The following is a 17,908-nucleotide window of genomic DNA, read 5'->3' as shown; positions in this document are numbered from 1 at the left end:
TCGCAGCCCAACGGGAGCAAGCTCCCTCGCCACAATGATTGGCTGTTACACCTCGCTCGTCTGCGCCCTGCCGTGCACCGCCGCTTTCTTCGGCACTTCCTCCAGCAACGGAATCTCCTTGCCCTCGGCATCAAACAGCTTGCCGCCGCTGAAGTAATCCCCGTCCCGCAACGCCGCCACATCCTGGAAGCACAGGCTGCGCTCAGTCCCGGCGACAAACACCGACTGCTGGTCCGAATTGCCGGCAGTGAAGTGGTTGAACGCCAGGTTCAACAGGATCGCCATGATCGCCGACGAGCTGATGCCCGAATGGAAAATGGTCGCGAACCAGCTGGGGAAGTGATCATAGAAGCTCGGTGCCGCAATCGGGATCATGCCAAAACCGATGGAAGTGGCGACGATGATCAGGTTCATGTTGTTGCGGTAATCGACCTTGGACAGGGTGCGAATCCCACTGGCGGCCACGGTGCCGAACAGCACAATCCCGGCCCCGCCCAGCACCGAAGTCGGCACCGCCGCAATCACCCGCCCCATGAACGGCAGCAGCCCGAGGATCACCAGGAATAGCCCGCCGGTGGCGACCACGTAGCGACTCTTGACCCCGGTCACCGCCACCAGCCCGACGTTCTGGGCGAACGCACTTTGGGTGAATGAACCGAAGATCGGCGCAAACATGCTCGACAGCATATCGGCACGCAGGCCATTACCCAGGCGTTTGGAGTCGACCTTGGTGTCGATGATTTCGCCCACTGCGAGAATGTCCGCCGAGGTTTCCACCAGTGTCACCATCACCACGATGCACATGGAAATGATCGCCGCGAGGTGGAAGGTTGGCATGCCGAAATGGAAGGGTGTGGGAAAGCCGAACATCGGGCCCTGGGTCACGCTGGAGAAGTCCGCCATGCCGAGGAACACCGCGATGACCGTGCCGATCACCATCGCCAGCAGAATCGACAGCCGGGAGATGGTCGCGCTGCCGATTTTGCTCAGCAACAACACCAGCACCAGGGTCAGCGCCGCCAGGCCGATGTTGGGCATGCTGCCGAAATCGGCGGCGCGGCTGTTGCCGCCCATGGCCCAGCGGGCGGCGACGGGCATCAGGGTCAGGCCGATGGTGGTGATCACGATGCCGGTCACCAGCGGCGGGAAGAATTTGGTTATTCGCGAGAACACCGGGGTGATCAACAACCCGATCAACGACGCGGCCATCACCGCCCCGAGAATCGCCGGGATGCCGCCCGCGCCGTCGCTGCCGACAATCGCCACCATGGTCGCCACCCCGGCAAAGGACACCCCTTGCACCAGCGGCAACTGGCAGCCGAAGAACGGCAACCCGAGTGTTTGCAGCAGTGTGGCCAGGCCACCGGCAAACAGCGAAGCGGCGATCAGCAGGCCGATATCGGCCGGCGACAACCCGGCCGCCTGGCCGACGATCAACGGTACGGCCACGATGCCGCCGTACATGGTGAGTACATGCTGCAGGCCGTAAGCCATGTTGGCCGCGACGCCGAGATTCTCGTCTTCTGGCCGCTGCGGTGACGCCTTCGGGATAGTCATGGTGAGGGGTTCTCTGTTTTTGTTGTGCACTCACTGTATGCAATAGAAAGATTGGATGTCCATAGAGTTGTATACAATCATTTTCACAAAACCATCACCAACGGCGTTACAAAAATCCATTCAGCCGCCCTGCCCCGTGGCTCGAAGCGCTGCGCACAAGGACTCGAAAAAAATGCTCAACCGCAAGCTGCGCATTCACGCCCCGGCGATTTACTACTTCGACATGGTTCGCCGCTGCCACTCGATCCGCGAAGCCGCGCGGCGCCTGAACGTGGCGTCGTCAGCGGTGAACCGGCAGATCCTCAAGCTGGAAGACGAAGTAGGCGCAGCGCTGTTCGAACGGCTGCCCGGCGGGCTGCGCCTGACCGCAGCCGGCGAGATCCTCACGCGCCACGTGAGTTTTGTGCTGCAGGATGTGGAACGCGTGCGGGGCGAGCTGGAGGGTTTGAACGAGGTACAGACCGGCCACGTGGAAATCGCCACGGTGGAAGGCGCCACCGTGGAACTGCTGCCCGCCGCCCTCAAGCGCATGCGGGAGCGCTATCCGAAAGTGACCATTGGCGTCACGGTGCAAGGTTCACAGTCGATTCCCGGCGCGGTGGTCAATGGCCAGGCTGATCTGGGGCTGGCGTTTGCATTACCGCGCAGCAGCGAAACCATTCAGGTGTGTGTCGGCCATTTCCGTCTTGGTGCGTTGATGGCCCCTGGGCATCCACTGGCTGGCGAGGTCAGCGTGAGTTACGCCGTCTGCTGCGAGCACGGGGTGATCCAGGCCAAGAGCGAGCTGTCGGTTCATCACCTGATCGCACCGCTGCACAAGCGTTCGGCGGCAACGAACAAGCCGCTGCTGCACAGTAACTCCATGGAACTGGCCCGGCAGTTGGCCCGCCAGCAATTGGGCATCGCGTTCCAGACGCGCATCGGCGTGGAAGTTGATTTGGCCCGGGGCGAACTCCTGCACATCCCGCTGAGCGACCAGGGCGGGATCTTCAGCGACCTGGGCTTGTACGCCCGCAAAGACCGGGACTTGCCGATCGCGGTGCAAGCCATGGCCCATCTGCTCAGTGAAGAAATCAGCCTGCGCGAACATCAGGAAACGCCCTGGATGCCGCGTATTTCCTGACTCTCAGGCCAGCTTCAGTGCTGCCGTTTCGGCATCGGCCCAGGCGAGATTCTGTTCTTTGGAACCCACAACGGATGTGCGGATACTGCGCCCGGCGACCCTTGCACGGTTGCCATGAGCCAAAACGCCAAAGGAATTAAAACAATGAAAAAGGCACTGCACGGCGCAACCGTATTGCTCACACTGTTCGGCGGCGGGGAGGCTGTCGCGCTTGAATGGATGAACAACAGCCTGGGATTTCGCTACGGCCAGCACTTCACCAATCCGAACAATCCGGATGAATTCAGCAAGCGCATTTACAGCTTCACCCACGCCAGCGGTTACCGGTACGGCAGCAATTACCTGAACCTCGACGTGTTCCTGTCCGACAGCCGCGACCCGCGCAAGGGCACCGACCACGGCGGCAGCGAAGTGTATGCCGTGTACCGGCACCAGTTGTACGCCTCACGGGTGTTTGATGTGCCGCTGGGCACCGGGGTGATCAAGGATTACGCGCTGACCTTCGGCTTTGATGCCAACCGCAACAACAACCTGGCGTCGGCGAAAAAGCGCGCGCTGGTGATTGGCCCGACCTTGAAGTTCAACACCGTCGGCGTGCTGGACCTGAGCTTGATGTACTACAAGGAAAGGAACCATTCCGGTATCCCCGGCGCGAAAGAACCCGACCACACCTTCGACGATACCTACATGCTCAACCTGACCTGGATGCGACCTTTCGAGATCGGCAACCATGGGGCGAAGTTTCAGGGGTTTATCAATCACGTCGGGGAAAAGGGCGAAGACTTCCATGGCCGCGACACCGCGCCGGAAACCCTGATGCGCACCGCGCTGATGGTGGCGGTGCGCCCGGGTAAAAGCGTCAAGCCCAACCTGTACCTGGGCGTCGGGTATGAGTATTGGCATAACAAGTTCGGCGTGGACGGCGGCCGGGGCAGTCGCACCTCCACGCCGACGGTGAACCTGGAAGTGACGTTTTAAGGCGCACTCACCAGGTCGGCATCGGCATCATCAACCTTCGGCCGCGCCAGCCAGTAACCCAACACGGCCAATGGCGCGGTGGCCAGCATCACAATCGCGGTGATCAACAGCGGTTGATCAATCATCGACGACACGATCAGGCTCGCGAGGAAACACAGGCCCAACTGCAACGTGTTCTGCAAGGCGGCCGCCTTGCCGGAATTTTCTGCAAATGGCATCAGCGCATTCGCCACCACGATCGGGTAGCTGGCGCCGTTGACCAGCGCCATCAGGCAGAACGGAATCAGCAAGGTGCTGAGCGTCGGCACAGTCAAGGTGGCCACCAGGTACAGCGCGCCCATGCTGATGCAGTACGCCAGCAGCAACCACGGCAACAAGGTCTTGCCCTGGAAGCGCTGCAACGCACTGCGGCAACTGTAGCCACCGATCAAAAACGACAGCGTGGGCAATACGTAGCTCAAGCCGATGTCATTGGGGCTGTAGCCCATGCCGCCGAGGATGAACGGCGAGGCGGTGAGCCAGGCGAAGAAACTGGCGGAGCACGCGGCGAAGATCATCACGTTGCCGGTGAATACCCGCGACTTGAGCAACTGCCCATAACCCAGCCGGGAAGGTTCGCCATCGGTTGTCAGGCGTTTCGGCAATGGTTTGAGAAACAGTGTCGGTAACAGCAGTAGCAGCGATACCACCAACAGCACGCCGAAGATCGCCTGCCAGCCCCAGTGATTCAGCATCAACGCCCCCAGCAGCGGCGCCAGGGCCGGTGACAGAGACATCAGCGGCATGATGCCGGCGAATACCCGATGGGCCTTGTCCGCCGGGTAGCGATCAATCACCAGCGCTTGCCAACTGACGGCGGCGGAACACACGCCAATCGCCTGCACAAAGCGCAGGGCCAACAACTGCGGTGCAGTCTCGACCCAGAACATGCCCAGGCAACCGAGCACAAACAGGGAAAGGCCGCTGAGCAACACCGGTTTGCGTCCCAGCCGGTCGGACAGCGGCCCCCACAACAACTGCCCGACGGCAAAGCCCGCGAGGAAGATGCTCAGGCTCGCGCCCACCGCGCCGGGGGAAATCTGCAGTTGCTCGCCCATGGCGCCAAACGCCGGCAAGTACATATCCATGGCCAGATAGCCGAGCATGCTCAACCCCGCCAGGTACCAGGTGAATCCAAAAGAGTTTTTCATTGAAGCCTTGTATAACCTGCCATCAAACTATTTGCTGACTGGCGCCTATTATGAAGCTGGATGCTTCCCTGTGAAGCGATAATAATTGGACTCTCTTATCAATATTTTTGAAGGCAGCCTGCATGTGGTCTGAATATTCCCTGGATGTCGTGGATGCGGTGGCCCGCCACGGCAGCTTCAGCGCCGCCGCCCAGGAACTGCACCGGGTGCCGTCGGCCATCAGCTACACGGTGCGGCAAATCGAAGAATGGCTGGCGGTGCCGCTGTTTGTCCGACGTCATCGGGACGTGGAGCTGACGCCCGCCGGTAAATTGTTCGTCGACGAAGCCCGCGGCGTGATGAAAAAAATGCTTGGCACCCGAAGGCTGTGCCAGCAAGTGGCCAATGGCTGGAGCGGCCAGCTGAAAGTCGCGGTGGATTCCATCGTCAAACAGCAGCGCTGCCGGCAACTGGTGCTGGATTTCTATCGCCAGTTCCCGGAGGTGGAATTGCTGCTGGACTACGAGGTGTACAACGGCGTGTGGGATGCCCTGGCCGATGACCGCACCGACATCGTGATCGGCGCCACCAGCGCGGTGCCGGTGGCCAGCCAGTTCACCTTTCGCGACATGGGCCTGTTGAACTGGCTGTGCGTGGTCAGCAGCCGGCATCCGTTGGCGGCGGCAGAAGGCTTGCTCAGCGATGACCAATTGCGGCCCTTCGCCTCCCTGTGCATGACCGATACTTCACGCAACCTGCCCAAGCGCGACACCTGGACCCTGGACAACCAGCGCCGCCTGGTGGTGCCGCACTGGGCGTCGGCGATTGATTGCCTGCGGGACGGCCTGTGCGTCGGCATGGCGCCGGCGCACCTGGTGCAACCGTGGATCGAGCGCGGCGAGCTGAGCGCCCTGCAACTGTCCCGGCCCTTCCCAGCCAGCCCGTCGTGCGTGGCGTGGGCGCAGAACAAACTGTCGCCGGCCATGGCCTGGTTGCTCGACTATCTGGGGGACACCGAAACCCTGAATCAGGAGTGGTTGAACGGGGTGCAGGTGGGCTCCGGCTACCCCGTTTGATCAATCCAATAACCGGGAAAGCGCCCGCACGATCATTTCCACTTCCTTGCCGTCAATGGTCAACGGCGGCAGCAGGCGAATGATCTTGCCCCGTGTCACGTTGATCAGCAGGCCATGCTCGTGCGCCGCGCGTTGCGCCAGGTCGCGCTGAGGTGTCGCCAGTTCGATACCGATCATCAGCCCCTGCCCGCGAATCGCCAGCACCTGGGGATGTTCGCTCAATTCCACCCGCAGGCGCGCCAGCAACCGCTCGCCCTGTTGCGCCGCATTGTCGAGCAGGCCTTGCTCTTCGATGATCTCCAACACCGTACAACCCACCCGACAGGCCAGCGGGTTGCCGCCGAAGGTGCTGCCGTGGCTGCCGGGGGTAAACAGTTGCGCCACGGCGGCCCGGGCCAGGCACGCGCCAATCGGCACGCCGTTGCCCAGGCCTTTGGCCAGTGTCATCACGTCGGGCACGATGCCTTCATGCTGGAAGGCAAACCAGCGACCGGTGCGGCCGATTCCGGTCTGGATCTCATCAAGCATCAACAACCAGCCTTGCCGGGTGCAGTGCTCGCGCAAGGTTTTCAGATAGCCCGGCGGCGCGACTTGCACGCCGCTTTCACCCTGGATCGGCTCCAGCAGCACCGCGACAATCCGCGGGCCGAATGCCTCAGTCACTGCCTCCAGCGCCTTCAAGTCGCCGAAGCCGACCTTGATAAAGTCCCCCGGCAGCTTTTGAAACCCCAGCCGCACCGAAGGCCCGTCGCTGGCGGACAGGGTGCCCAGGGTGCGCCCGTGAAAGGCGTTCTCCATCACCACCACTAGCGGCTGTTCGATGCCCTTTTTCCAGCCATGCAGCCGGGCCAGCTTCAACGCCGTCTCGTTGGCTTCGGCACCGGAGTTATTAAAGAAGGCCTGGTCCAGCCCGGAAAGCCGGGTGAGCCGCAGGGCCAGACGCTGTTGCCAGTCGATGCTGTAGAGGTTGGAGGTGTGCAGCAGCAAACCCGCCTGCTCACTGATGGCCGTCACCAACCGTGGGTGGGAATGGCCGACGTTGGTCACCGCCACACCCGCCACGGCATCCAGGTATTCGCGGCCCTGCTGGTCCCACAGGCGCGTGCCAAGGCCACGGGTAAAGCTCAGGGGCGACGGTTGATAAGTGCTCATCAGGCAGGCGGCGGTCATGGCGTCAGGCTCCAGTGCATCGTGGTGATGGCACCAGTATCGTTAGCCACCCGAGCTGGATAAACTGCACAACACTGTGATCACTTTAAATCAGGGCTTTACAATGGATCTGTTCCAGGCGATGACGGTGTACGTGAAAGTGGTGGAAGCTGGCAGCATGACGGCGGCGGCGCAGGCGTGCGGCATGTCCACCACCATGGTCGGCAATCACCTGCGCGCGCTGGAGCAACGCCTGGGGGTCAGCCTGCTCAAGCGCACCACGCGCAAGCAAAGCCTGACCGAGTTTGGCGGGATTTATTACCAGCGTTGCCTGGAGGTGCTGGGCCTGGTGGCCGACTCCGAGCAGATGGCCGAGCAAGCCAACAGCGACGTGCCCAAGGGCCTGCTGCGGATCACCGCACCGCCGGCCTTTGGCACCGAACGCCTGGCCCCGGCGCTCAGTGAATTTTCCCGGCGTTACCCACAGATCAAGCTCTACGTGGTGCTGAGCAATCAGCGGATGGACATGGTCGACAGCGGCTTCGACGTGGCCATCCGCCTCGGCGAACTGGACGCGCCAAGCCTGATTGCCCGACCGATGCAGGATTACACCATCACCCTCTGCGCCTCTGCGGCGTACCTGGCGCGCCGTGGCACGCCTCAATGTCCCGATGATCTACAGCAGCATGACTGCCTGGCGTTCGCTTACCCGGCGACCGACGATTGGCGCAACGCCGACAAGTTGTGGCGAATGCGCGGCGCCGAGGGCGAGGTGGAAATTCCCGTTTCCGGCTCGTTGACCATCAACAGTTCGCAGGCCTTGCGCCAGGCGGCGCTGGAAGGCATGGGCATCGTGATGCTGCCTGACGCACTGGTCGAGCCCGACCTGCGGGCCGGGAAACTGGTGGCATTGCTGACGTCCTACCAACTGCCCAGCCGCCCCATGCATTTGCTCTACGCCCAGGACCGCTATCGCCTGCCCAAACTCCGGGCGTTTGTGGATTTCGTCATGGAGAAGTGGGCGCGCTAGAGGTTCACCCCCAGCTCAATCAAGCCCTGGCGTGTCTGCCCCGCAGACACGTGATGAATCCCCTGCCAACCCAGGGCAATGGCTGCCTCGGTATTACCGGCCACATCATCAATAAACACCACCTCAGCCGGTTTGATATCCGGCAGATGGGCGCGCACCTGCGCCAGGCTGGCGTGGTAGATCGCGGGATCGGGCTTGATCAGCTTGATTTCGCCGGACACGACGATGTCGCGAAAATACTGCAGGAAGGGATAGTGGGCGCGGGCATAGGGAAAGGTCTCGGCGGACCAGTTGGTCAGGCCGAACAGCGGCATTTTTGCTTCATGCAACGCTTCCAGAATCGCCACGCCCTCAGGCAATGAGCCACGCAACATCTCGTGCCAGCGGTCGTAGTACGCCTGGATCAAGGGCTCGTGCTGCGGGTGTTCGGCAATCAGCGTACGGGTCGCCTCGACCAGGCTGCGGCCGGCGTCCTGTTCGGTGTTCCAGGCCTGGGTGCAGACCGTGTCCAGGAACCGCTGGCGTTCCTGGTCGTCGGCAATCAACTGGCGGTAAAGATGGTGCGGGTTCCAGTCGAACAGAACACCGCCGAAATCAAAAACGACTGCACGAATCGTCATGAAGATCCTCCGTTAGTGGGCGTGATAACTGCCGCAGTCTGGCATGACGCGCATAAAAAAGCGGCCCCTGGAGGCCGCTTCTTCGTTACCCGAACCGCTTAGGCCTGAATCAGGCCCTGGATCTTCACGGTTGGATTGACGTCCGCGTCGTAGTCCACGCCGTCGATCTCGAAACCGAACAGGCGCAGGAACTCCGCCTTGTAGCCGGCAAAATCGCTGATCTCATTGACGTTGTCGTCAGAGACCTGATTCCACAGCGCGGCTACGGCGTCCTGAACCTTCGGCTCAAGTTCCGCGAGGTCGGCGCGCAGGCGGCCGTCGGCGTCGAGCTTGGGCTCTTTGCCATACAGGCTGTCCTTGAACAGGCCGTAGACCTGCTCGATGCAACCTTCGTGGGTGCCCTGCTCTTTCATCACTTTAAACAGCAGCGACAGGTACAGCGGCATGATCGGGATCGCCGAGCTGGCCTGGGTCACCACGGCCTTGAGCACCGACACACGGGCGTCGCCCTTCAGTGCAGCGAGGTTTTCGCGCAGGGTCAGGACTTTCTTGTCCAGGTCCTTCTTGGCCTCGCCGATGGAACCGTTCCAGTAGATGTCCTGGGTCAGCTTCTCGCCAAGGTAGGTGAACGCAGTGGTCTTGGCGCCTTCGGCCAATACGTCGGCGTCACGCAGGGCGTCGATCCACAGCTGCCAGTCTTCGCCGCCCATGACTTTCACGGTGCCGTCGATTTCTTCCTGGGTGGCCGGCTCAAGGGTGGTGTCGACCACGACGCCCTTGTCGGTGTTGATACCGCGCAGGGTCACGGCCTTGCCGATCGGCTTCAGGGTGGAGTTGTGCACCACGCCTTGCGGGTCGGTACGGCGTGGCGCGGCCAGGCTGTAGACCACCAGGTCGATCTTGCCCAGGTCTTTCTTGATGGTTTCGATGGTCAGGCGCTTGATCTCGTCGGAGAACGCATCGCCGTTGATGCTCTTGGCGTACAGGCCTTTTTCCAGTGCAAACTTCTCGAAGGCGGCGCTGTTGTACCAGCCGGCAGAGCTCAGCTTGCCTTCTTCGCCTTCTTTCTCAAAAAACACGCCCAGGGTGTCGGCGCCGCAGCCGAAGGCGGCGCTGATGCGCGCGGCCAGACCGTAGCCGGTGGAAGCCCCGAGGACCAGCACCTTTTTCGGGCCGCCTTCAATGGCACCGTGTTCGGTCACGTAGTCGATCTGCTCTTTGACGTTCGCTTCACAGCCAACCGGGTGAGCGGTCACACAGATAAAGCCACGAACCCGCGGTTTGATGATCATAAAATTTCTGCCTCTTCCAAGGTGCCGAAGGCCAATGGTGGCCATTACAGCGTCAATCGTACGGTTCATAGACGTCCGGAAAACCGAAGCGTCACGATAGTCGCAAATCTTCTGTTCACAAAATGCTATCCGCAACACTGCTGATCCGGCTATTAGCCGAGGTGTTTTAAAGGGACAACGGTAAAAAACTGTGCAGTGACTTCACAAATTTCCAGCATTTAAAACGCCACCTCAGCGCGATAACACCCTATCATGACCATATTATTTCGATATGTTTCAGCTCGGGCATGATGCCCTACGGGTTGACTGACTCCTTTGCCTGGCCTGCCAGTCGATCGCGGACGGTTTTGAAGCAATCGAAAACCGTCCGATGGAGCCCAGTTTCATGAGTAAGAGTGTCATCCGCAAACGCCTGGCGTCCGCCGCCTGGGTCCTTGGCGTATTGCTGTTCATCTATTGCTTCCCGAAAACCACCCTGGTGTTTCTGCTGCTGGTAGTGTTCTGCGGGCTGTATGACTTCCTGCGTAATGGCCTGTACGACGGCCCGACCATCAAGAAGTATTTCATCGGCAATGGCCGTAATACCTGGCTGCTGGCCCCCTTCAACACGCTGTTTGACCTGTTGAGCCAGCGCAATCGCCACGTGTACAAGATGAACGACTTGCCTGCGGCCTGGCGCGAAGACCTGCAAAAGGTGATCGACGACGCCATGGCCAACAAGGACGAAATCATCCAGTACCTGGATGAGCGCATGGCCGAGAAGAAGCGCGGCATGCTGTTCTTCCAGTGGTACGGTCGCCCGATCGAAACCACCCTGGATATCCCGCAACTGCGGGAAAAACTGCCCTATGTGAAAACCATCGGCGTGTCGGTATTCAATGAAAACCGCTCCACCTCGTTTCACTTCGGCCCGCTGCGCATGATGTTCCGGGTGCTCTACAACATGGCGCCGGCGCCGCACCACGACGGTGTCTACATTCAGGTCGGCAAGCACAAGCACTACTGGCACGATGACCCGCTGTTTATCTTCGATGACACGCTGATGCACGCCTCCTTCAACAAGAACGACGCCAAGCGCTACTGCCTGTTCATCGATATCGTGCGGCCAACCCTGGTGCCGTCCGTGCTGAACGGCCTGATCGCCGGCTTTGCCGCAGCGGTCTTTACCTTGCGGCGGTTTTTCTACAAAAACTGGAAGCTGATTCAGTAACTTCTGCGGCATGATGGTGCGCGACGGTGTTTGCGCTCGGCTCCAGTGCCGGGGAAAATGCCAGTCCAATGCGACCGAAAACGGCGCGCACTATCCTCAAGCCACTGGCCTTCCATGGTCCGGTGGCTGTGCTTTCAGGGAATCAGAATGCCCCAAAGACAAGTCATCAATGCCTCCGTAAGCCCTAAAGGCAGCCTTGAAACGCTGTCGCAACGTGAAGTCCAGCAACTGAGCGAAGCCGGTACCGGCAGCATCTACACCCTCTTCCGTCAATGCGCCCTGGCCATCCTCAACACCGGCGCGCATATCGACAACGCCAAGACCATCCTCGACGCCTACAAAGATTTCGAAGTACGCATCCACCAGCAGGACCGCGGCGTGCGCCTCGAACTGCTGAATGCCCCGGCCGACGCCTTCGTCGATGGCGAAATGATCGCCAGCACCCGGGAAATGCTGTTCAGCGCCCTGCGCGACATCGTCTACACCGAAAACGAACTGGACAGCCAGCGCATCGACCTGAGCAGCTCCCAGGGCATCACCGACTACGTGTTCCACCTGCTGCGCAACGCCCGCACCCTGCGCCCGGGCGTGGAGCCGAAGATCGTGGTGTGCTGGGGCGGGCACTCGATCAATACCGAAGAATACAAATACACCAAGAAAGTCGGCCACGAACTGGGCCTGCGCAGCCTCGACGTGTGCACCGGCTGCGGCCCCGGCGTGATGAAAGGCCCGATGAAGGGCGCGACCATTTCCCACGCCAAGCAACGCATTACCGGCGGGCGCTACCTGGGCCTGACCGAGCCGGGGATCATCGCCGCCGAGGCACCGAACCCGATCGTCAATGAGCTGGTGATTTTGCCGGACATCGAAAAACGCCTCGAAGCCTTTGTGCGTGTCGGCCACGGCATCATCATCTTCCCGGGCGGCGCTGGCACGGCTGAAGAGTTCCTGTACCTGCTGGGCATCCTGATGCACCCGGACAACCGCGACGTACCGTTCCCGGTGATCCTCACCGGGCCGAAACACGCCGCGCCGTACCTGCAACAGCTGCACGCGTTTGTCGGCGCCACCCTCGGCGAAGCGGCTCAAGCCCACTACCAGATCATCATCGACGACCCGGCTGAAGTGGCACGGCAGATGACCGTCGGCTTGAAAGCGGTCAAACAGTTCCGCCGCGAGCGCAACGACGCGTTCCACTTCAACTGGCTGCTGAAGATCGACGAAGGCTTCCAGCGTCCGTTCGACCCGACCCACGCCAACATGGCCAGCCTGCAACTGAGCCACGCCCTGCCACCCCATGAACTGGCGGCCAACCTGCGCCGGGCGTTCTCCGGGATCGTGGCGGGCAACGTCAAGGACAAGGGCATCCGCCTGATCGAGCAAAACGGGCCGTATGAGATTCATGGCGACCCGGCGATCATGAAACCGCTGGATGAGTTGCTGAAAGCGTTTGTGGAGCAGCACCGGATGAAACTGCCGGGCGGCGCTGCCTACGTGCCGTGCTACCGCGTGGTGCAGTGAGTCAGCGCTGAACCGCGACGCACTTGATCTCCAGCAGCAAGCCTGGATTGGCCAGTTCTGATACGCCAATGACCGTCCAGGCGCACAACCCTCGGGGGAACAGGCGGTTTTTCACCTCACGGAAAACCGCCATGTGCTCGCTCAGGTTCACGTGGTAAGTGGTCATGTCGACCACGTCTTCGAAGGTACATCCACCCTCCTCCAATACCAGCCGCAGGCTCTCCCAGGCGGCGATGAATTGCGCCTCGGGGTCGGTGATGACTTCCAGGTTTTCCGTGCGGCCGACCTGGCCTGCGCAGTACAACGTCTTGCCGACTTTTACGGCCGGCACGTAGCCGGCGCGCTCGACGATGGGCTGCATGGAGGTGGGGATGATGAGGTGGCGGTCGGTCATATGTTGTATCTCTTTGAGCATCAGTATTCGATGCCGGGAAGAACGCGGTTGGGCTATCTTTTTACCGCCTAGCGCCACTCAGCGCATCCAAAAATTTGCCCAAGGGACCTGACTCATGAACAACAAACCTGAGCCTCAACTAACAACAGTCAGCGTTCAAGCGCTGAAAGGTCTGATTCGTTGCCCCGACAAACCGATCAGCATTGATCAGATGACACAAGCCTGCGCCAAGCAGGCATCAAAATCCTCCTGGCTGGCTGGAACTCTCTTTCACGGTTCGCGTAACCTTTGGCCTATCCACGTCATAGGCATGACTACTGACCCAAATCTGGAAGAACCAAAATGCGCGAACTTCCGCTACTTTTCCTGACGCTGATGCCCTCCCTCGCCCTTGCCGAAGCCATCACCTGGCCCGACCTGCCCTCCACCTGCTTCGTCAGCGGCCGCTCCGCCACCAGCCAGGATGTGGATACCGGTTGTGCGGCGTTTCTGATCAATGTGAAAGGCCAGGCGGCAGGCACGCCGATCAAGCTGGATATCCCGCAATACGCGATGCATGTCGACGAAGGCACAGGCAAGGAAACACCGGTGATCCTCATCCAGGCGGAAGAGAACGGCGATGTAAAAGCGGTCGGTTACAAGGAGCTGGGCACCGGCCAGTTGGGCGCGGCGCTGCTCAGGGAAGTTCGGCTTCTGGGTACGAAGAAGCCGATTTAAGCCACGCAAATACGGTCAGCGAACCCAACCACCGCCCTGCCAGTGATAGCCATCACTGCGCTGTACCCAATGCGGATGCACGTAGCGATAGCCTGGACGCTCCGGCTCCCAGTGACCATGCACCGCCACATAACGCCCGCCTTCCCAACGCCAGTAACCGCGCGACCACAGGTAGCCTGGCCGCCCTTCAGGCTCGACCTCGATGACCTGCACCGGTGGCGGTTGCGGCGCCACGACTTCTACATATTCACGCTGCACCGGTCGTCGATCATGCACGACCCGCTCCTCTACACACCCGGAAGCCGCGACGACCAGGGCCGCCAATGCCGCATAACGTAACAACATACAGAATCCTCGGGCGTCACCGCCCAGCGTTTACACCAGTAAAAAATGCCCCCTTGTTCCAGCCGCGCTCCTGCTTGGCTATAAGACTTTTTAACAGGTGCCAACTGTCAGGTTGCTGAACCCGCGGGCAGACGGCAGGTAAAGAAAAACTGACCTTTTCAAGAAGTACACGCTGCGGCCGGTTGTTTCAGACGCACCAGAATCAGCCCTGCCACCACCACGGCGATCCCTATATACGTGGATGCATAAATCACGTCGCCAAACATCAGCGCGGCCCATACCAATGTCACGGGTGGCTCCAGGTACACCAGCGCCGCCACGTGGGTGGCCGTCATCACCCGCAACAACATCCACAGGCTCAGGTAAGCCAGGAAGGTAGAAAACACCGTCAGCCAAATGATGGAGATCAACACGTCGGGAGCCCGGGGAATGCTCAGCGTGTCGGTGTATAACACTGCGGCGGCAAAGCCGATCAAGGTCAATAAAGACTGGATAAACAACGCCAGGGCAAGGTCGCCGGACTGGGCCTGGGCAGACCGTCGTTCATACAGCGTGGCCAATGTCAGCCCCAGTGCCGACACCAGGGGCAATAAGTACATGATCCACCCGACGTCGGCCCCGCTGTTGCGGTATTGCCCCGAGATCACAATCGATACGCCGGCAAAACCGATCATCAACCCCAGCCACTGCCAACCGCCACTGCGCTCGTTCACGCTGCCCGATGACAAAGCCGCCGTCATCAACGGTTGCAAGGCCGCGATGATCGCCGCAATCCCCGGCGGCAATCCGTTCTGGATCGCCACATAGACACAGGTCAAATAGAGAAACTGCGAGAGAAAACCGACCACCGCGTGATGGCGGATCCGGGCCCGGGAAACCTTCAGCAGCCGCACGTTCAAAAACAGCGCCAGGCACACAGACACCAGCAAAAAACGCCAGAACAGCACGTTGAACACCCCATCACTCCGGGCCGCCAATTTCGCGCCGATAAAGCCCGAACTCCACGACAGCACGAAGACTGTCTGTAACAGCAGCAGCCCTAAGGTCGATCGCTTCATTGAGCCTCCGGTTCGCGTGATTGACCGAAAGGCTAAGTGCTGCGCATGATTCTGTATATTTGAATAAGCCGCACTACTAATCCATAAAAGTGGAATTATGAGCAAGCAACTGAACATCGACCTGTTGCGCACCTTCCACGCGGTGGCCCGCTTCCAGCGATTCAACGAAGCCGCCAACCACGTACACCGCAGTGCCTCGACCGTGACCACCCAGATTCAAAAACTCGAAGACCAGGTCGGCCAACGCCTGTTCAACCGCAGCAACCAAGGGGTTGAGCTGACCATGTACGGCAGGAAACTCCTGGGTGAAACCACCGAATTCCTCAAGAGCCATGACCGCTTGCTGGCATCCCTCACACCGCAACGCATGCAGGGCAAAATCCGCCTGGGCCTGCCTGACTCGTACGCGCCGGATTTCATGCAGGACTTCCTGCCCCGCCTGGTCGCCGACAACCCACTGCTGGAATTGGAGGTGGAAGCACGCTCCAGCGGCGAACTGTTCACCTTGTTCAGCAGCCAGCAGCTGGATCTGGCCCTGATTGTCAGCGCCCAGCCGTTGGAACAAGGCGAGCGCCTGGGAGAGATCCAGCCGTTGTGGGTCGCCGCCGAACACTTCAGCTATCCATCGCAGGCGCCGTTGCCGATTGCCGTGCAACTGACCGGCTGCCCTTATCGTGCCGCGGCGATTCGGGCGCTGAAGGAGCACGGCACTTACTATCGCGTGCTGTTGGAAAGCGCCAGCTCACCCGCCGTTGAAGCGTGCATCCGCAGTGGCATGGCGGTGGGGTTGGTAGAAGAAAGCCGGATGGGCAAGGGATTGACGCGGGAGATTGCGGGGGTTGAATTGCCCCCTTTGCCGGTGCATCACCTGTACCTGCTTTGCGACAGCAGCAACCTGTTGGCGCTGCATGTGTATGAGCAGGTCAAAACCGGCTTCAGCGTCTAGGCCGGGCCGAAACGCAGCAGTACCGCATCGATGAATTGCCGCAGCTTGGCGGTGCGCTGGCGGTTCGCGGTGTAAAGCAAATGCATCTGTCGGCTTGGCGCTTCAAATTCCGGCAGCACGCGCACCAGTTCGCCGCGTTTCAGGGCCGAGCGTAAAAAATCCTCAGGCCCCAGCACAATGCCAAAACCATCCAGCGCCGCAGTCATCAAGGCCCGACTCTCATTCACGTGCAGGCGACTGGTGACCTGCGCCTTGTGCAAGACGGCGCCCTGGTAGAACGACCATTCGCGATCGACCGGGCGCGACCAGTAGGCGTATCCCAGGCATTCGTGGTGTTCAAGGTCTGCAGGAATCAGCGGCGTGCCGCGCTCGGCCAGGTATTTTGGTGCCGCGCAGACCACCAGGCGGTAGGGCTGCAGCGGCCGGCCGGTGAGGCTGCTGTTCGCCAGAGGGCCGATGCGGAACGCCACTTCGTAGCCCTCCTCCACCAGGTCGACAAACCGGTCGGTCAGGTGCAGGTCGATTTCCACCTCGGGGTTGTCCCGTAAAAACCCGGTCACCAATGGCATCAGGCTGTAGGAGCCAAAGGTCACCGGGGCGCTGATCTTGAGCGTGCCCCGCGGCGTGTCATGCATGATCTGGGCGAGGGAGTCCGCCGCCTCAGCCTCTGTGAGGATGTGTTTGCAGCGCTCGTAGTACGCGCTTCCCAGCTCCGTCAGGCTTTGCCGACGGGTGGTGCGGTTGAGCAAGCGGGCACCCAGCCGCTGCTCCAGGGCCGTCACATGCTTGGCCACCATCTGCGGCGACATGCTCAAGCGCTCCGCCGCACGGGCGTAAGAACCCAGCTCGGCAGCCATCACAAAGGCACTCATGCTTGAAAGGCGGTCCATCATTCACCACTCCCAGTAACAACACCAAGCCCAGAACGGCCATTTATCCTCATCCAGTAGCCAATCATCATAACCACTCTCTCAATTCAGGAGCACCGACATGAACATTGGCATCATCGGAGCAGGCTTTATCGGACGTGCCGTTGCGCAATTGGCATTGGCAGCCGGCCATGAAGTGATGTTGAGCAACTCCCGTGGCCCCCAGACGATGAGCAGCGTGGTGAGCGGCATTCGTGGCGTTCAAGTGGGCACGGCGCAGGAAGCGGCTGAATTTGGCGAACTGGTGCTGCTGGCCATTCCGTTCGAGCATTACCCCAGCGTGCCGGCGCAGTGGCTGGAAGGCAAAATCGTGATGGATGCCAACAACTACTACCCGGATCGCGATGGGCGCATTCCTGTGCTCGACCGTTTTGAAACCACCACCAGCCGGCTGGTGGCCGAGCACCTGTCGCAGTCGACAGTGGTGAAGGCGTTCAACGCCATCCGTGCGCCTGAGTTGACCCAGGATGCCCGCAGCCGCGGCGCACCCGACCGGCGTGCGCTCCCGGTGGCGGCGGATGATCCGGTCGCCAAGGCGCACGTGATTGCCTTGCTGGACGAGTTTGGCTTCGACGCGGTGGACGCCGGCGGGCTGGATGAAAGCTGGCGGTTTGAACGCGCCAAGCCTGCGTACTGTGTTGCGCTGGATAAAGAGGGACTGAAAGCGGCCTTGGCGGCAGCAGAACGGGAGGTCGAGTTGCCGCCCGTGGCACCGCCCAAACGCTAAATCCTGGAAAAAGGCCGCCGGCCGTTCTCGGTTCGGCGGGCCTCCACGCACTCCTGGCCCCGCAAAT

At 60.8% G+C, this 17,908-nt stretch carries 19 protein-coding genes; 10 read left to right on the top strand and 9 right to left on the bottom strand.

What is annotated here, in order from left to right:
* Positions 1 to 45: 45 nt before the first annotated feature.
* On the bottom strand, positions 46 to 1,557 hold the full coding sequence (locus tag JFV30_RS05540; protein WP_201122373.1) for a nucleobase:cation symporter-2 family protein: 1,512 nt from the start codon (positions 1,555 to 1,557) through the stop codon (positions 46 to 48).
* A gap of 172 nt (positions 1,558 to 1,729) precedes the next feature.
* Here JFV30_RS05540 and JFV30_RS05535 point away from each other — a divergent pair, with 172 nt between their 5' ends.
* A complete protein-coding gene (locus JFV30_RS05535; RefSeq protein ID WP_201122371.1) occupies positions 1,730 to 2,680 on the top strand; it encodes a LysR family transcriptional regulator in 951 nt (316 codons plus the stop codon).
* A 144-nt stretch (positions 2,681 to 2,824) separates the two neighbouring features.
* The gene (locus JFV30_RS05530; protein ID WP_201122369.1) at positions 2,825 to 3,658 is read left to right on the top strand and encodes a nucleoside-binding protein; all 834 of its coding nucleotides are present in this window, start codon (positions 2,825 to 2,827) and stop codon (positions 3,656 to 3,658) included.
* Here the strand turns inward: JFV30_RS05530 and punC are convergent.
* Entirely contained in the window at positions 3,655 to 4,848 is a 1,194-nt protein-coding gene (gene punC / locus JFV30_RS05525) for a purine nucleoside transporter PunC (RefSeq protein ID WP_201122368.1), read from the bottom strand. The genes JFV30_RS05530 and punC overlap by 4 nt on opposite strands.
* A gap of 122 nt (positions 4,849 to 4,970) precedes the next feature.
* Between punC and punR the strand changes: the two genes are divergently transcribed.
* Positions 4,971 to 5,903 (top strand): DNA-binding transcriptional activator PunR, encoded by a 933-nt coding sequence (gene punR, locus JFV30_RS05520; RefSeq protein ID WP_010176252.1) that lies wholly within the window; start codon positions 4,971 to 4,973, stop codon positions 5,901 to 5,903.
* Here punR and JFV30_RS05515 read toward each other — a convergent pair whose 3' ends face one another.
* Entirely contained in the window at positions 5,904 to 7,073 is a 1,170-nt protein-coding gene (locus JFV30_RS05515; protein WP_201122366.1) for an aspartate aminotransferase family protein, read from the bottom strand.
* 103 nt (positions 7,074 to 7,176) lie between these two features.
* Here JFV30_RS05515 and JFV30_RS05510 point away from each other — a divergent pair, with 103 nt between their 5' ends.
* Positions 7,177 to 8,082 carry a LysR family transcriptional regulator gene (locus tag JFV30_RS05510; RefSeq protein WP_201122365.1) on the top strand — a complete coding sequence of 302 codons (906 nt, stop codon included), beginning with the start codon at positions 7,177 to 7,179 and terminating at the stop codon, positions 8,080 to 8,082.
* Here the strand turns inward: JFV30_RS05510 and JFV30_RS05505 are convergent.
* Complete coding sequence (locus JFV30_RS05505) at positions 8,079 to 8,702, bottom strand: HAD family hydrolase (RefSeq protein WP_201122363.1); 624 nt, start codon at positions 8,700 to 8,702, stop codon at positions 8,079 to 8,081. The two genes, JFV30_RS05510 and JFV30_RS05505, sit on opposite strands and share 4 nt — an antisense overlap.
* Positions 8,703 to 8,800: 98 nt before the next feature.
* The gene (gene fabV, locus JFV30_RS05500; RefSeq protein WP_010176257.1) at positions 8,801 to 9,994 is read right to left on the bottom strand and encodes an enoyl-ACP reductase FabV; all 1,194 of its coding nucleotides are present in this window, start codon (positions 9,992 to 9,994) and stop codon (positions 8,801 to 8,803) included.
* A 385-nt stretch (positions 9,995 to 10,379) separates the two neighbouring features.
* On the opposite strand from fabV, the gene JFV30_RS05495 reads away from it, so the two are divergent.
* A complete protein-coding gene (locus JFV30_RS05495; RefSeq protein ID WP_201122361.1) occupies positions 10,380 to 11,204 on the top strand; it encodes an aspartyl/asparaginyl beta-hydroxylase domain-containing protein in 825 nt (274 codons plus the stop codon).
* A gap of 147 nt (positions 11,205 to 11,351) precedes the next feature.
* Positions 11,352 to 12,725, top strand: a complete 1,374-nt coding sequence (gene ppnN, locus JFV30_RS05490; RefSeq protein WP_003218868.1) for a nucleotide 5'-monophosphate nucleosidase PpnN — start codon at positions 11,352 to 11,354, stop codon at positions 12,723 to 12,725.
* 1 nt (position 12,726) lies between these two features.
* On the opposite strand, the gene JFV30_RS05485 is transcribed toward ppnN, so the two are convergent.
* Entirely contained in the window at positions 12,727 to 13,119 is a 393-nt protein-coding gene (locus JFV30_RS05485) for a RidA family protein (RefSeq protein WP_010176260.1), read from the bottom strand.
* Between the two features lie 115 nt (positions 13,120 to 13,234).
* Here JFV30_RS05485 and JFV30_RS05480 point away from each other — a divergent pair, with 115 nt between their 5' ends.
* Both JFV30_RS05480 and JFV30_RS05475 read left to right on the top strand, forming a co-directional pair.
* The gene (locus JFV30_RS05480; RefSeq protein WP_201122358.1) at positions 13,235 to 13,489 is read left to right on the top strand and encodes a hypothetical protein; all 255 of its coding nucleotides are present in this window, start codon (positions 13,235 to 13,237) and stop codon (positions 13,487 to 13,489) included.
* Entirely contained in the window at positions 13,462 to 13,836 is a 375-nt protein-coding gene (locus JFV30_RS05475; protein WP_201122356.1) for a hypothetical protein, read from the top strand. The genes JFV30_RS05480 and JFV30_RS05475 overlap by 28 nt, the downstream gene beginning before the upstream one ends.
* Positions 13,837 to 13,851: 15 nt before the next feature.
* On the opposite strand, the gene JFV30_RS05470 is transcribed toward JFV30_RS05475, so the two are convergent.
* Positions 13,852 to 14,181: a YXWGXW repeat-containing protein gene (locus JFV30_RS05470; RefSeq protein ID WP_169387457.1), complete on the bottom strand. Its 330-nt coding sequence runs from the start codon at positions 14,179 to 14,181 to the stop codon at positions 13,852 to 13,854.
* 158 nt (positions 14,182 to 14,339) lie between these two features.
* On the bottom strand, positions 14,340 to 15,239 hold the full coding sequence (locus JFV30_RS05465) for a DMT family transporter (RefSeq protein WP_201122354.1): 900 nt from the start codon (positions 15,237 to 15,239) through the stop codon (positions 14,340 to 14,342).
* Between the two features lie 97 nt (positions 15,240 to 15,336).
* Here JFV30_RS05465 and JFV30_RS05460 point away from each other — a divergent pair, with 97 nt between their 5' ends.
* Positions 15,337 to 16,185, top strand: a complete 849-nt coding sequence (locus tag JFV30_RS05460; RefSeq protein WP_201122352.1) for a LysR substrate-binding domain-containing protein — start codon at positions 15,337 to 15,339, stop codon at positions 16,183 to 16,185.
* On the opposite strand, the gene JFV30_RS05455 is transcribed toward JFV30_RS05460, so the two are convergent.
* A complete protein-coding gene (locus JFV30_RS05455; protein WP_201122350.1) occupies positions 16,182 to 17,078 on the bottom strand; it encodes a LysR family transcriptional regulator in 897 nt (298 codons plus the stop codon). The two genes, JFV30_RS05460 and JFV30_RS05455, sit on opposite strands and share 4 nt — an antisense overlap.
* Positions 17,079 to 17,175: 97 nt before the next feature.
* Between JFV30_RS05455 and JFV30_RS05450 the strand changes: the two genes are divergently transcribed.
* The gene (locus tag JFV30_RS05450; protein ID WP_201122348.1) at positions 17,176 to 17,841 is read left to right on the top strand and encodes an NADPH-dependent F420 reductase; all 666 of its coding nucleotides are present in this window, start codon (positions 17,176 to 17,178) and stop codon (positions 17,839 to 17,841) included.
* Positions 17,842 to 17,908: the final 67 nt, after the last annotated feature.

The organism is Pseudomonas sp. TH32, from assembly GCF_016650855.1.
In the GTDB taxonomy this organism is placed as follows: Bacteria; Pseudomonadota; Gammaproteobacteria; order Pseudomonadales; family Pseudomonadaceae; genus Aquipseudomonas.
The sequence above is the reverse complement of the archived record's forward strand: the minus strand, read 5'-3'. Positions and strand labels throughout refer to the sequence as shown.

Bases quoted from the DNA above. Each gene is read 5' to 3' on its own strand.
- punR (WP_010176252.1), top strand. From the start codon at position 4,971: ATGTGGTCTGAATATTCCCTGGATGTCGTGGATGCGGTGGCCCGCCAC.
- JFV30_RS05450 (WP_201122348.1), top strand. From the start codon at position 17,176: ATGAACATTGGCATCATCGGAGCAGGCTTTATCGGACGTGCCGTTGCG.
- JFV30_RS05530 (WP_201122369.1), top strand. From the start codon at position 2,825: ATGAAAAAGGCACTGCACGGCGCAACCGTATTGCTCACACTGTTCGGC.
- JFV30_RS05460 (WP_201122352.1), top strand. From the start codon at position 15,337: ATGAGCAAGCAACTGAACATCGACCTGTTGCGCACCTTCCACGCGGTG.
- JFV30_RS05470 (WP_169387457.1), bottom strand. From the start codon at position 14,181: ATGTTGTTACGTTATGCGGCATTGGCGGCCCTGGTCGTCGCGGCTTCC.
- JFV30_RS05480 (WP_201122358.1), top strand. From the start codon at position 13,235: ATGAACAACAAACCTGAGCCTCAACTAACAACAGTCAGCGTTCAAGCG.
- JFV30_RS05485 (WP_010176260.1), bottom strand. From the start codon at position 13,119: ATGACCGACCGCCACCTCATCATCCCCACCTCCATGCAGCCCATCGTC.
- JFV30_RS05535 (WP_201122371.1), top strand. From the start codon at position 1,730: ATGCTCAACCGCAAGCTGCGCATTCACGCCCCGGCGATTTACTACTTC.
- JFV30_RS05475 (WP_201122356.1), top strand. From the start codon at position 13,462: ATGCGCGAACTTCCGCTACTTTTCCTGACGCTGATGCCCTCCCTCGCC.
- JFV30_RS05495 (WP_201122361.1), top strand. From the start codon at position 10,380: ATGAGTAAGAGTGTCATCCGCAAACGCCTGGCGTCCGCCGCCTGGGTC.
- fabV (WP_010176257.1), bottom strand. From the start codon at position 9,994: ATGATCATCAAACCGCGGGTTCGTGGCTTTATCTGTGTGACCGCTCAC.
- JFV30_RS05465 (WP_201122354.1), bottom strand. From the start codon at position 15,239: ATGAAGCGATCGACCTTAGGGCTGCTGCTGTTACAGACAGTCTTCGTG.
- JFV30_RS05515 (WP_201122366.1), bottom strand. From the start codon at position 7,073: ATGACCGCCGCCTGCCTGATGAGCACTTATCAACCGTCGCCCCTGAGC.
- JFV30_RS05505 (WP_201122363.1), bottom strand. From the start codon at position 8,702: ATGACGATTCGTGCAGTCGTTTTTGATTTCGGCGGTGTTCTGTTCGAC.
- JFV30_RS05540 (WP_201122373.1), bottom strand. From the start codon at position 1,557: ATGACTATCCCGAAGGCGTCACCGCAGCGGCCAGAAGACGAGAATCTC.
- punC (WP_201122368.1), bottom strand. From the start codon at position 4,848: ATGAAAAACTCTTTTGGATTCACCTGGTACCTGGCGGGGTTGAGCATG.
- JFV30_RS05510 (WP_201122365.1), top strand. From the start codon at position 7,177: ATGGATCTGTTCCAGGCGATGACGGTGTACGTGAAAGTGGTGGAAGCT.
- JFV30_RS05455 (WP_201122350.1), bottom strand. From the start codon at position 17,078: ATGATGGACCGCCTTTCAAGCATGAGTGCCTTTGTGATGGCTGCCGAG.
- ppnN (WP_003218868.1), top strand. From the start codon at position 11,352: ATGCCCCAAAGACAAGTCATCAATGCCTCCGTAAGCCCTAAAGGCAGC.